General features: G+C 58.8%; 9 protein-coding genes and 1 pseudogene. 3 read left to right on the plus strand and 7 right to left on the minus strand.

Annotation, left to right across the window (positions count from 1 at the left end):
- The 3 genes from PAF17_RS05660 to PAF17_RS05670 all read right to left on the minus strand — a co-directional run bounded on the left by PAF17_RS05660 (position 1) and on the right by PAF17_RS05670 (position 2207).
- Positions 1-447 (minus strand): tripartite tricarboxylate transporter TctB family protein, encoded by a 447-nt coding sequence (locus tag PAF17_RS05660; protein ID WP_271888121.1) that lies wholly within the window; start codon positions 445-447, stop codon positions 1-3.
- A 32-nt stretch (positions 448-479) separates the two neighbouring features.
- Positions 480-1466 carry a Bug family tripartite tricarboxylate transporter substrate binding protein gene (locus PAF17_RS05665; protein WP_271888122.1) on the minus strand — a complete coding sequence of 329 codons (987 nt, stop codon included), beginning with the start codon at positions 1464-1466 and terminating at the stop codon, positions 480-482.
- A 186-nt stretch (positions 1467-1652) separates the two neighbouring features.
- Complete coding sequence (locus PAF17_RS05670; protein WP_271888123.1) at positions 1653-2207, minus strand: carboxymuconolactone decarboxylase family protein; 555 nt, start codon at positions 2205-2207, stop codon at positions 1653-1655.
- A gap of 174 nt (positions 2208-2381) precedes the next feature.
- Between PAF17_RS05670 and PAF17_RS05675 the strand changes: the two genes are divergently transcribed.
- Entirely contained in the window at positions 2382-2939 is a 558-nt protein-coding gene (locus tag PAF17_RS05675; RefSeq protein WP_271888124.1) for a TetR/AcrR family transcriptional regulator, read from the plus strand.
- A 618-nt stretch (positions 2940-3557) separates the two neighbouring features.
- Here PAF17_RS05675 and PAF17_RS05680 read toward each other — a convergent pair.
- Genes PAF17_RS05680 through PAF17_RS05690 form a run of 3 tightly spaced genes read right to left on the minus strand, consistent with a single transcriptional unit; the run spans position 3558 to position 8912 of the window.
- On the minus strand, positions 3558-6941 hold the full coding sequence (locus PAF17_RS05680) for an error-prone DNA polymerase (protein ID WP_271888125.1): 3384 nt from the start codon (positions 6939-6941) through the stop codon (positions 3558-3560).
- Positions 6938-8416: a Y-family DNA polymerase gene (locus PAF17_RS05685; protein ID WP_271888126.1), complete on the minus strand. Its 1479-nt coding sequence runs from the start codon at positions 8414-8416 to the stop codon at positions 6938-6940. Before PAF17_RS05685 ends, PAF17_RS05680 begins: the two co-directional genes overlap by 4 nt.
- Entirely contained in the window at positions 8358-8912 is a 555-nt protein-coding gene (locus tag PAF17_RS05690) for an ImuA family protein (protein WP_271888201.1), read from the minus strand. Before PAF17_RS05690 ends, PAF17_RS05685 begins: the two co-directional genes overlap by 59 nt.
- Positions 8913-9044: 132 nt before the next feature.
- On the opposite strand from PAF17_RS05690, the pseudogene PAF17_RS05695 reads away from it, so the two are divergent.
- Positions 9045-9668, plus strand: a pseudogene (locus PAF17_RS05695) (transposase).
- A 288-nt stretch (positions 9669-9956) separates the two neighbouring features.
- Here the strand turns inward: PAF17_RS05695 and PAF17_RS05700 are convergent.
- Positions 9957-11549 carry an NAD(P)H-hydrate dehydratase gene (locus PAF17_RS05700; RefSeq protein ID WP_271888127.1) on the minus strand — a complete coding sequence of 531 codons (1593 nt, stop codon included), beginning with the start codon at positions 11547-11549 and terminating at the stop codon, positions 9957-9959.
- A 155-nt stretch (positions 11550-11704) separates the two neighbouring features.
- Between PAF17_RS05700 and PAF17_RS05705 the strand changes: the two genes are divergently transcribed.
- A complete protein-coding gene (locus tag PAF17_RS05705; protein ID WP_089343015.1) occupies positions 11705-12043 on the plus strand; it encodes a P-II family nitrogen regulator in 339 nt (112 codons plus the stop codon).
- Positions 12044-12078 lie beyond the last annotated feature (35 nt).

Here is a 12078-nt window from a genome sequence, read left to right on the forward strand (position 1 = left end):
TCACTGCACCTTCGGCCAGACGGGAATGGTCATGTCCAACGCAACGACAAAGACCAGCCAGGTGAGAAAGGTCACGGCAACACAAAGAACAAGCCGCCAGAGAACGCCTTGGCGCGGAGCCACCGCACTGGACGTCAAACTGGCCAGCGCGGTCGCAATCACCACACCCAGCCGTGGCATCAGCAGGGCAAATATGATCAGCGCGCCGATCACCCCCAATCCCTCGCGCCAGGCCAGGGGCTGCGGAGCTGCGGCGCGCTTGAGGGCCGACAATCCGATCGCGGCCCCCAGCAGCATCAGCACCAGCCCAAGCGCCACCGGGAAAAAGCCCGGTCCCATGCGGCGCAGATTGCCGATTTCATAGGAAGTCGCGGCATAGGCCGCCACAAATGCGCCCAGCAGGGCGAGAATCGCCCCCCAGGCAAGATCCTGATAGTCACGCTGCATGAAACCGCCGTTTGGTCCTGTTTTCGGGCGGTTTAGTCCTCTGCCTCGGTCTTGTCGATCACCTCACCCCACATCGCGGTATCCTGCGCGATCCGGGCCGACAAATCATCTGGCGTGCCGGGGGCGGTCTGCCAGCCGATCGCCAACAGTTTTTTCTGAACCTCGCTATCGCCAAGAATTTCGATCAGTTCGGCGTTCAGCATCTGGATTGTGGCATCGTCTGTTTCGGCGGGCGCTATAAAGGCATTCCACAGCTCGGCGCGGAAATCCTCGGGCAGTCCGGCCTGTCCTGCCAGAACCGGAACATCGGGAACCTGTGCAAAAGGCTCTGCCGAGGTGATGCCAAGCATTTTCATCTTGCCCGCTTCCACATGGGGCAGGGCGGCCGAGGGCGCCATGAAGCCACCATCGATTTCGCCGCCCAGAATCGAAGTGGTAACTTCGGCGTAGCTCTGGAACGGGATATGGAACAGTTCGATCCCGGCTTCCGATGCGAACAGTTCGGCGGTCAGATGCGCGCCCGAACCCTGGCCAACAGATCCATAGCTGATGTCGCCCGGATTTTCGCGGGCATCCTCGATGAATGCAGTCGCGTCATCCGCCGGGTAATCCGCACCGACGGCCAGAACCAGCGGACTTGTTGCGATCAGGCCAACCGGCGCGATGTCATTTGCGGGATCATAGCCCAGATCATCGATCAGGCGCGGGGCAGTGGTCAATGGCCCATTGATCGTGATCCCCAGGCTGTGTCCGGTGCCCTTCTGCGCCAACATCTGCTGGACTCCGATCACGCCACCGGCGCCTGGCTTGTTCTCGACGACAACCGGTTGTCCCAGCGCCGCCGATAGCGGCTCGGCGATGATCCGGGCGATCGTATCGGGCGAGGATCCGGCAGGAAAGCCGACGAACAAGTGAACCGGGGCAGTCGGCCAGTCTTGCGCCGCGACGGGCATTGCCAGAAACGACAAACCGGCAGTGGTCACGGCCAAAAGGCTGCGGCGTGAGTAATTGCGGAGCATGATTGGATTCCCATATTGTCGTGTTTGCGCCATGTTGTTGGCCTTTTGCGCTGCGGGGTCAATGCACCAACGCATCTCCCGCAGTGCTGAAATGGGCCGCGCGAACTCGACAATCCCGCAATGTTGGGGGGTAAGTGCCGCATTCCCGAATGGGATCCTTTCGGGAATGCGGTTCCATTTGTCGCGTCAGCGCTTCGTCCAGGCAAATTTCTGCATGACTTCATCGACCGGGGTCTGTGCAACATGGTTCGTGTAGTTGCTCATCACCTTCTGAGCGAGCCCCAGGATGATATCCAACACATGGCGCTGTTCGTACCCGGCATCAAGGAAGGCTTGCATTTGTGCGTCACTTGGATTGCCGCGGCTTTCCAGCATGACCAGCGTAAAGTCCCGCAGGGCTTCGAGTTTGGGGTTGGGCAGGGGGGTCTCGTCGCGCAGGGCGTTCGAGATGTCATCGCTGACACCCATCATCTTGGCGATTCCGGTATGGGCCGGAACGCAATAGTGGCATTCGTGATAGACATTGATCGTTTGCCACACGACGGTTTTTTCATCCGCATCAAATGCCGTTTCCTCGGCGAACAGGCGATGAAGAACCTGATATCCTTCCAGCAACGCAGGCGATCCGGCCATGACAGCGTGCAAACCCGGCAGGCGTCCGAATGCCTTTTTCGATTTCTCAATCAGGGGCAGGGCCGCTTCGGGGGCGTTGGTTTCATCAAAACGTTGAAAATCGGTCATGTCGTCACCTTGCAGTTTCCAGAATGTTCGCTCGGTCGCACAATTTGAACGATCACTCAAGAATTAATTTGAGCAATCACTCAATAATTGCATTCAAACATCTGTCATCCGCGAACTGACCGGGCTATATACGGAACCATGGCACGGACAGCTTCATATGATCGGGAAAAAGCCTTGGACGCTGCGATGGTCCTGTTCTGGACCAAAGGCTATCACGCGACCTCGCTCAAGGATCTGGAAGTCACGCTGCAGATGAAGCCGGGATCGATCTATGCGGCGTTCCAAAGCAAAGAGTCTCTGTTTCGCGCAACCCTGGATCGCTATGCCGCCAAAATGGCATCAGAGATGCAAGCCGTACTAGATACCGCGCAAAGCCCCTTGACCGGCTTGCGAAACCATTTGATTTCCCTTGCAAATCTTGCGCCGACTGACAAGCCTTCGACCTCGTGCATGCTGGTGAAATCATTGCTGGAGGTTGGTCATGTCGATGCGTTGCGCGATGCCGTGCAAAACCATCTGAACCGGATTCAGATCTCGCTGACCCATGCGGTTCAGATGGCCCAGAACGCCGGAGAGCTTTCGCAATCGCTCGACTGCGATCGTGTGGCAAGACGCTTGCAGACCTATATTTTTGGACTGAAAATTCAGGCGCAACGCGAGACGGATCCAAGGCGGATGCGGCAGCTATGCGAAGATCTGGCAACCGAGCTTTCGCAATCTGTCGCCGCATAGATCTCGCAGGCCGGGGTGCGATCCTCGAACCAGCGATGTTCCGCGCCGTCGATCTGGCTCAATTCACCCAGAACCTCGCGCCGCAATTGCGGCTGATGCATCCGGCACCGATGCGTCCGACTCTGCCACATGCCAGCCGCCTTCATCCAATGCGGCTGGCTCTCGGAGGAAGCCCGGATGCCATGGCGTGGACTTGCCCGGAGAAAATGGAGAGCGCCAACTGAGGAACCGGGAGGTGTTCTATGTCCTACTGAAAACGACTGACGCGGGAGTTCAGGCGTGAAGCGCTGGGGCTGGCATTGACCAGCGGCCGGACAATGCGAGAGATCGGCGCTGTTGCGCAAATCAGCGAATGATCCCACTTGCCCTTTCCCCGAGCACACTTATCCCGCGGCCACGGCCATCAGGATACCGAGTGCCGTGAAGCGGTTGAGGGCCACCGCGCGGATCCGCTTCGTCATCCGGGGCATTCCGCCGTCAGTCGCGACAGCTTGGCAACTGGTCCGAAATCCCGCGACCGCCTTTGATTCAAACGGTGAACCACTGGCGGCGGTTTGTGCAGCAAAGCCGAACAGAGCCCAAAGTAGCAAATTCGTGCATACTGCAAGAATGACAGCGTCAATGAAAATCCCGGCTGGGGAATAGACGTTTGGCCTGATCTCGGGGATGCATGGCACGGGAAGGATAGCGCGCTTGCTTGGGGGTATCATCAGCCCGGGGACCTTCGGTGGTTAGGGCTTCTGGTTTTGGGTGGCCCAGTTCGAAAAGCTTATGTGACATATCCTGAATGTCCTGTGCGATTAAATGCACAACGATCCCTTCACGTTGCAGAGACCCTGTTACACGCAAGAGCCGCGCGCCCATGACGATACGCCGAAACCGTTCATAGACAGTCCGCCAGACCACCACGTTACTGACGCCGGTTTCATCCTCGAGCGTCAGGAAGATCACGCCAGAGGCCGTGCCGGGGCGCTGCCGGGTGATGACGAGACCACAGACGCTGTAGCGGCCCAACGGAATTTCAGACAAAGATGAATGTGTCGTAAGCCCCGGAAGTGATGGGCGCAGCAGTTCCATCGGATGGGCACGCAGAGTCAATCGGGTTGCGACATAGTCTTCCACCACCTCTTGGCCCAATTGCATGATGGGCAAGGCAACCTGTGGTTCATGAATGTTTTCCCCGTCAATTGGATCGTTGAACAGGGGTAAGGGCTTGGGGCTTTGGATGGCTTTGATTTGCCATAATGCGTCGCGACGCGTGAGTCCCATATCTGCAAACGCATCGGCTTCGGCCAGACGCGTCAACACATCAGGTTTCAGGCCTGCGCGTAGCCACAGCGCATTCGGGTCCGGGTAACCATTTCCGCGTGCTGCCACAATCCAACCGGCATCTTCCTCTTTCAGCCCTTTGATCTGGCGAAAGCCCAATCGCAGCGCCAAAGTGCCATCCGGTCGGCGTTCCAGCGTATTGTCCCAATCCGAGTGATTCACGCAGATTGGGCGGGTTTCCACCCCATGTTCGCGCACGTCCCGCACGATCTGAACCGGGGCATAAAACCCCATGGGTTGGGAGTTCAGTAAGGCACAGGCAAAGATCGCCGGGTGATGGCATTTGAGCCAGGCCGACACATAGGTCAGCATGGCAAAGGCTGCTGCGTGGCTTTCGGGGAAGCCGTAATCGGCAAAGCCTTCGATCTGGCCGAAACAACGTTCTGCTACTTCTTGGCTATACCCGTTTTCCAACATGCCGGTGATGAATTTCTCTCGATAGGTGCCAATGGTTCCCATGCGCCGGAACGAGGCCAGTGAGCGGCGCAGGTGGTCGGCCTCTTCGGCGGTGAACCCCGCGCCGACCACTGCGATTTGCAGTGCTTGCTCCTGAAACAATGGCACACCCAGCGTGCGTGCAGTGACCTGTTCCAGCGCAGGGCCGAAGGGTTCTGCCTTTTCCTGACCGTTTCGGCGCCGGATATAGGGCTGCACCATGTCACCCTGAATGGGGCCAGGGCGGACAATTGCGACCTCGATCACCAGATCATAAAATTTACGGGGCCGCATTCGGGGCAGGAAATTCATCTGTGCCCGGCTTTCCACCTGAAAGACGCCAATCGCATCGGCGCGACACAGCATGTCATAGGTGGGTGTATCGCCTTGGGGCACCGAGGCGATGCTGTGGCTGATATTGTCGTGTTCCTGCATCAGCGCAAAAGCCTTGCGAATACAGCTCAGCATGCCCAGCCCCAAGACATCCACCTTAAGGATGCCCAAAGCGTCGATATCATCTTTGTCCCAGCAAATTACGGTACGATCCTGCATTGCGGCATTCTCAATCGGCGCGAGCTCATCCAGCCGCCCACGCGTGATGACAAAGCCCCCCACATGTTGTGACAGATGACGGGGAAAGCCGATGATTTCTCCAATCAAGCGAATGGTCTGCATCAGGCGGCGGTCATTTGGATCAAGGCCAAGCTCGCGGATGCGGTCCAGATCCACGCCGCCATTGGTCATACCCCATATCTGACTGGACAGACCTGTGGTCACGTCCTGACTAAGCCCCATGACCTTGCCCACCTCGCGGATGGCTGCGCGGGTGCGGAAATGGATCACAGTGGCACAAAGCCCGGCGCGGTGGCGGCCGTATTTCGTATAAATCCACTGGATCACCTCTTCGCGCCGTTCGTGTTCAAAATCGACGTCAATGTCCGGCGGCTCGCCCCGGTGCTTTGAGACAAATCGTTCGAAAACCATGGCGATCATGTCTGGGCTGACATCGGTGATGCCTAGGAGATAACAGAGAATGGAATTGGCAGCAGACCCGCGCCCCTGACATAAAATGCCCTTGGATTTGGCGAATTGAACAATGTCATGCACGGTCAGGAAATAAGCGGAGAAGTTTAGTTCCTGCACCACGGCCAGCTCTTTTTGCATTAATGTCAGCGCCCGAGCCGGCGGGCCGTCCGGATGGCGCCGCTTCAACCCCTCCTTGGCAAGCCGTTCCAGACGGGCCTGCGGGGTTTCCCTGTCCGTTTGCTCATGCGGGTATTCATAGGACAGCTCGCCCAGATCAAAGCTGCACCTATCCGCGATTTCCAATGTGCGGCGCAACGCTGCCGGATGCTTGTGAAAAAGACGCGCCATATCCTGCCCTGCTTTCAAGCGGCGTTCGCCATTGGGCAGCGCGCGCGTGCCGATCTGGTCGATGGTGATATGTTCGCGCATACAAGTCAGCACATCAGCCAGCTGTCGACGATTGGCCCGGTGCATCAGCACATCGCCCACAGCGACCATCGGGGCCGAGGCCCTTTGCGCCGCTTGCGCACAGGCATTCAGATAGTCTTGGTCACTGCCGTCATACCGGGGGGGCGCCCCCAGAAAGACGTGACTCGGGAAATGACGAGCGAGTATCTGAATATCCGTGATGGCCGCGTTCAAACCTTCTTGCGGCAAGGCAATCAGGATCATGCCTTTGCAGGCGGCGACCATATCTTTGGTGTAAAGAGTGCAGTGCCCTTTTTCTGCGCGCTGCTTGCCTAGGGTCAGCAGGCGCGTCAGCCGTTCATAAGCGGCCCGGTCGCGTGGCAGAGCAACCCAATCCACTGAACTGTCCTGCAAGATCAACCGGCACCCTACGATGAGCTTGGGCAACACGATCGTATCAGGCTTGGCGAGGGGATCACCCTGATCGCTGACTTGCCGGGACGAACTGTCCATGCGCTGCAGGGATCGTATTTTTACGCTGTCCTGCGTTTCACGTTTCAGCTGCTTCAACGCAGACCAGGCCCGCACCACACCAGCCAACGAATTTCTGTCTGTAATGGCAATGGCCGACAGGCCCAGCTCGGCCGCCCGCACCACCAGTTCTTCGGGATGTGATGCCCCAGTCAGAAAGGTGAAGTTTGTGGTGACGCACAGCTCGGCGTATTCCTGCGCCCGCGCACGGGTTCCCAACATATCTCGCCGGAACGCCTCGGCCGGGCGATGGGTGCGATTGATTTCGATCATGCAAATTCCCCCTGCACAAACCAGCCGGGGTTTTGCGGCGTATAGAATAGCCACAACCTGCGCCCCTCACGTGTTTCCACCCGCCAGTAATCGCGCAGGCCGGAATGCCAGTTGTCATCCTGTAGCCACCATTCCGGGGCTATGCGCTCGGGTCCGGTGGTGCGGCCTGTGGTGAGTGACATTCGTCGCCAGCGAAAGCGTGTAGGAGGGCGTGTGCCTGTTCCGGCAATCGGTTCTGGTGGAAACAGGGTGATCGGACGCGGGTGTATTCTGACCCAACGACCGGCCTGGTCAGAATACGCCGCAGGTGCAACGATAAAGCTGCGCTCGGGAATATGGCTGTCAGCGGGTAGGAACCGATGGATGTTCTCTAACCCGATCCGCGTGCCAAGGCGTGAGATCAGATCGTTCAGCTTGTCTTTTTCGCCACCTGAAACATGGCTGATCTGCTGCACCGGCAGAGCCTCTACCTGTGTGGCTTCCAGCCGGAGCTGATCAATGCCGAACCCGGCATCAACCTCGCTCAGTCCTCGCTCAAAAAGCGGCAGGATGCGCAAGGGCTCGCGCAGAGGGCGTGCCAAACGCAGCTCGACCTGTTGCTGGCCCTGATCCACCCGGCGCAGTGTCACGCACAAGCTCCGCGCACCCATCTCCTGTGTTTTCAATTTCGCACAAAGCTGAACAAGCAGCCGCTCGGCTCCGGCCATCACATCTGACAGCAAGCCGATCGGTTCGGGCAGGGTCATCCGGACCGCGAAATGCGGCGGATCAGCATAAGGGGAAATCTCTTCGGGCTGCGTGCCCAAAGCCTGATCCAAACGCAGCAAAAGACCGGGGCCAAACCGGCGGGTTAGCGGCGCACGCGCGGTGTCCGCCAAGTCGCCAATGCTGCGCAACCCCAAACGTTGTAACGTGGCGGATATGCTGTCGTCGATCCGCAGCGCCGCGACCGGGAGGGACGTCAAGGCGGCCAGCGTCTCGCCGCTGGGGGCGACACCCTCGCCATAATGCGCCAAGGCCCAAGCCGCCCCACGGGTATCCGCAAGACCTATTTGTGTTGAAATCCCGGCGCGCATCAGGCGCATGCGTATATCGGCCAGCATAGCCGCCTCTCCGCCAAACAGATGCGCCGAACCAGTGACATCCATCACCAGCCCATCCTGGCCCTCAAGCCCAACCCAAGGGCAGTAACGTGTCGCCCCGCGACGTAGCGTGTGTAAAAACCTCTGGTCCTGCTCAGGCTGCGCCACCTGGCTTTGCAGGCTTGGACAAAAGGCCCGCGCATCCGCATAGGGCATTCCCGGATGCAGGCCTTGTTGTGTGGCAGCGGCATTCAGGCAGTGAATCCGGTTGGCATTTTTCTGCTTCAGCGTCAGCGCAAAAGGCCCGTCGATGTGGCACTGGCGTAAAACCCGGTCACTTGCGAGCCGAGGAAACCATAGTGAGACGACGCGACGCCGTATTCCATCGAACATGCCAGACACCCAATGTTCCCGATTTGTTCTTAATAAGCTCCCATTTTTGCAGAGTCGAGTCTGTGGGGGCGAACACAGGGCTGCAGCGCCAACGCGTTTCCGCCGCATTGCTGCCCATACCTTCGGGAATACTGGCCAGTCCCGTGGACTTTCCATCCCGTGCAGCCAGCTGCAACCGCCGCCCTTCAGTCAAGCCCAAAGACTTATTCAGAGACATGACAACCAGCGACACAGCACCAGACCGCAAGGCTTCTTCTGCCACTGCAAGCGTCTCGGGCTGATTTTTGGTGTTGCAGACGGTTAGTGCCGCAGGCTCTAGGAAATCGGCAAATCCAGTTGGATTGATTTGTGACGTATCCCAGTTTTCGCGGATCCACATCGTATGACCATTCAATTGGGCCGAAAGCGCAAAGGAAAACACACATGCACCCGCCCCACAAACCTCATGTGTGCGGGATGTGGCAGGTGGAAAAAATGGAACCTCGGCATTTTGCATGGGCAGAATGTAGCGAGAAACACCGAGGTCAATCAATGCCGGACCTTGCTGCAACGACAAGGCTTTGTGGCACAAATCGCCGTCAGTGGTTCACCGTTTGAATCCAGTTTGACAGCTTTTCGGCATGAGCAGTTGGGCCCCGACGAAGTGCAAGACCGGAACGGGCCTTCGTCCAGCACAGCGTTGCAACAGCGCGGATCGCTGTCCATTTGGTTTGATCCCGAGATTGTCTGGGCATCGCCGCCGAGCGGCAAGCGTGGTCGGCAACAACGGTTCAGCGATGCGGCGATCCAGACCTGCCTGACATTGAACGTGTCATTCGGAATGCCATTGCGGCACCCATGTTGCCGGAATTGATTGATTGATCAGATCCCGGCCGATCAGACCATCGGATCAGTGACCGCCGGCGGGGCCTATATCACGCGTAGATGCCATGGCGCGATTGCTTCGCGTGGCGCTCATGCCGTCATCCCGCCGCGCAAGAATGCCAAACCCCGGAAACCCTGAAGCGTCGGTGCCTTCGCTCGCAACGAGGCAGTGAATGCAGCGTGATATCTGGGTCGAGCTATCTGGCGACAATGGCGCGGATGTCACCGCCGAAGCCGCGTCGAGGCCAGGATGAACTGCATCAAACTTCTTGGCCAACCCCTGATGACCAGAGACCTTGACCGGCAGGTCGCGGAAACCCAGATCCGCATCGCGGTGCTCAACCGCCACACCGCTCTTGGCATATCTGTCACAGAGCCAAGAGAATAAGTCCGTCCGCGAAAAGGGAAAGCCCGATTGCACCCCCGGTTCGTACAACAAAACCCATATCGAATAACGACGGGTAACCTGCGCGACCGACACATCTGCGGCCATGGCCTGCTCGAAGGCCGACCGCTTCTTCTGGCTCTTCTTGCCCGTTATGGGGTGCCTCATGATGTCCATTATCGATGATGAACACTAACGGCTTCGGATTCCTCCTGTCAGAGCGGCACCAGCGGACGAATACGGAGATGCTGCGTTCTTGCAAGGGCTTGTGGCGGGTTCCAGACCGAAAATTCATGTCAGCAACATCTGAAGTATGGCGGGAATTTGTTCAGGCAGATCGTCGGCAATCAGACCTGGCCCAAATTTACGGGCGGCGCTTGCGTGTATCAACGCGGCGAGGGCGGCTGCGTCTGTCGCGGGCAGGCTGCGTGCCAGCAACCCGGTCGCGATTCCCGCAAGGGTGTCGCCAGATCCGGCGGTGGCGAGCCATGGCACGTCCAGAGCGGTGTGAATATAACATGCGCCGGTGGGCGCGGCGATCACGGTGTCCGGACCCTTCAGCAAGGTTACCGCATTGCTCTGATGGGCGGCCATCCGCAACATATCAATGCGCGATGGTGTTGGCGTGAGTTGATCGGTTGGACCGCGGCCCTGCTTGGCGGCTATGTTCGGGAACAGGCGGGAAAATTCGCCCTCATGCGGTGTCATCACGCATTTTTCGTGAAGCCGCGCGAACAGGGAGCGATCCCGCGACAGGGCCGTAAGTGCATCGGCGTCCAGCAGGCAGGGGCGCCCCGCGGCAAGAATCGCGGGCAGCAAGGCTGTTGCGCGCGCGATGCCACAGCCGGGACCAATGCATATGGCGGTGATGCGGGGGTCGGCAAGCAGGTCTTGCAGCTCTTGCGTGTCGTCCACGGGGTGGCGCATCAAGGCGTCCGGGGTGGTATTGTGTTCGGGCATCGCCTGCGATGGCGGGCAAATCGTCACCAGCCCGGCTCCGATCCGCAGGGCGGCCCGTGCAGCGAGGCGTGCGGCCCCCGCATGTTCCGCACCGCCCGCAATGACAAGCGCATGCCCATGCCGGAATTTGTGGTCCAAGGGGGATTTCGCCAGTCGTTGCGCGATTGCGGGACGGACCTGAGATCGCGAAAATGGAAACTGCGGCCAGATCGCTTGTAGCGGGGGCGCGGGACTGACCGTCCCTTTCGTTTCTGGTAACCCGATATCCACGATCTGCAAATCGCCCGTCAACAGGCAGCCGGGTCGCAACAGATGCCCCGGCTTTGGTCGGTGAAACGCGACCGTCATGTTTGCGCGTGGCGCGTGTTGCATATGTTCGGATGACCAGCCGGGCATCTGGCCACTGTCAAGGTCGAGGCCGCTGATGCAGTCGATGGCATAAATCCTGCCGCTATAGCGTTCGGCGTCGTCGTTCCGGCCACCCAGACGCAAGAGGATCCTGTGCAGGTCGCCCGCAACCTTGCGTGTCAGCCCGGTTCCGAAGATGGCGTCGACATAAATATTCGCGGGCGGTTCACACATCAGCTGAGCGTCACTTAGCGGGCGGATCTGTCCCCGTTTCAGCCACATGTCTTTCATATGGGCGGCATCCGCCCCGGGCGTGTTGTCCATGCCCAGAACCCGAACGCTCCATCCCGCATCATGCAAATGGCGCGCGACCACATAGCCGTCGCCGCCGTTATTGCCCGGGCCGCACAGGACGATCACATCTTTGGGCGAGGGCGTTGCCTGCTGGATCAATGCGGCCGCTGCCGCGCCGGCCTGTTCCATCAGCGCCAGCCCGGTGACCGCACCGCTGCCTATTGCGTCAGATTCGATGGCGCGCATTTGGGCGCTGGTCAGTATTTCGGATCCAATTAGCACGATGTCTGCCTATAAAATGGTCATTTAGCGTAAATAATGTGCAGTCAGGCCCGGTCTTGCGGGTCGGTCACCTATTCGGCGGCGTGTCGCATTTACCCCGCCCATGAAACCCGCCAATCAATCATCAGGCAAGCCGCGAGGAAGGATCAATTGCGATGAAAAAGATCGAGGCGATCATCAAGCCTTTCAAACTGGACGATGTGAAAGAAGCACTGCAAGAAGTCGGTGTGCAGGGTCTGTCCGTCACCGAAGTCAAGGGCTTCGGTCGTCAAAAGGGGCATACGGAACTTTATCGCGGCGCAGAATATGTCGTCGATTTTCTGCCGAAAGTGAAAATCGAGATGGTGCTGCCCGACGATCAGGTCGAAGCTGCAGTCGATGCAATCGTCGATGCGGCCAGAACCGAAAAGATCGGCGACGGCAAGATCTTTGTTTCGCCCGTGGAACAGGCAATCCGCATCCGCACAGGTGAAACAGGTGACGACGCGCTGTAAGGCGGGTCGGTCATAAGGAACAGAACGCCCGGCCG

The sequence above is a fragment of the Paracoccus onchidii genome, from assembly GCF_028294535.1.
Lineage (GTDB): Bacteria > Pseudomonadota > Alphaproteobacteria > Rhodobacterales > Rhodobacteraceae > Paracoccus > Paracoccus onchidii.

Bases quoted from the DNA above. Each gene is read 5' to 3' on its own strand.
- PAF17_RS05680 (WP_271888125.1), bottom strand. From the start codon at position 6,941: ATGATCGAAATCAATCGCACCCATCGCCCGGCCGAGGCGTTCCGGCGA.
- PAF17_RS05705 (WP_089343015.1), top strand. From the start codon at position 11,705: ATGAAAAAGATCGAGGCGATCATCAAGCCTTTCAAACTGGACGATGTG.
- PAF17_RS05690 (WP_271888201.1), bottom strand. From the start codon at position 8,912: ATGCAAAATGCCGAGGTTCCATTTTTTCCACCTGCCACATCCCGCACA.
- PAF17_RS05670 (WP_271888123.1), bottom strand. From the start codon at position 2,207: ATGACCGATTTTCAACGTTTTGATGAAACCAACGCCCCCGAAGCGGCC.
- PAF17_RS05660 (WP_271888121.1), bottom strand. From the start codon at position 447: ATGCAGCGTGACTATCAGGATCTTGCCTGGGGGGCGATTCTCGCCCTG.
- PAF17_RS05685 (WP_271888126.1), bottom strand. From the start codon at position 8,416: ATGTTCGATGGAATACGGCGTCGCGTCGTCTCACTATGGTTTCCTCGG.
- PAF17_RS05665 (WP_271888122.1), bottom strand. From the start codon at position 1,466: ATGCTCCGCAATTACTCACGCCGCAGCCTTTTGGCCGTGACCACTGCC.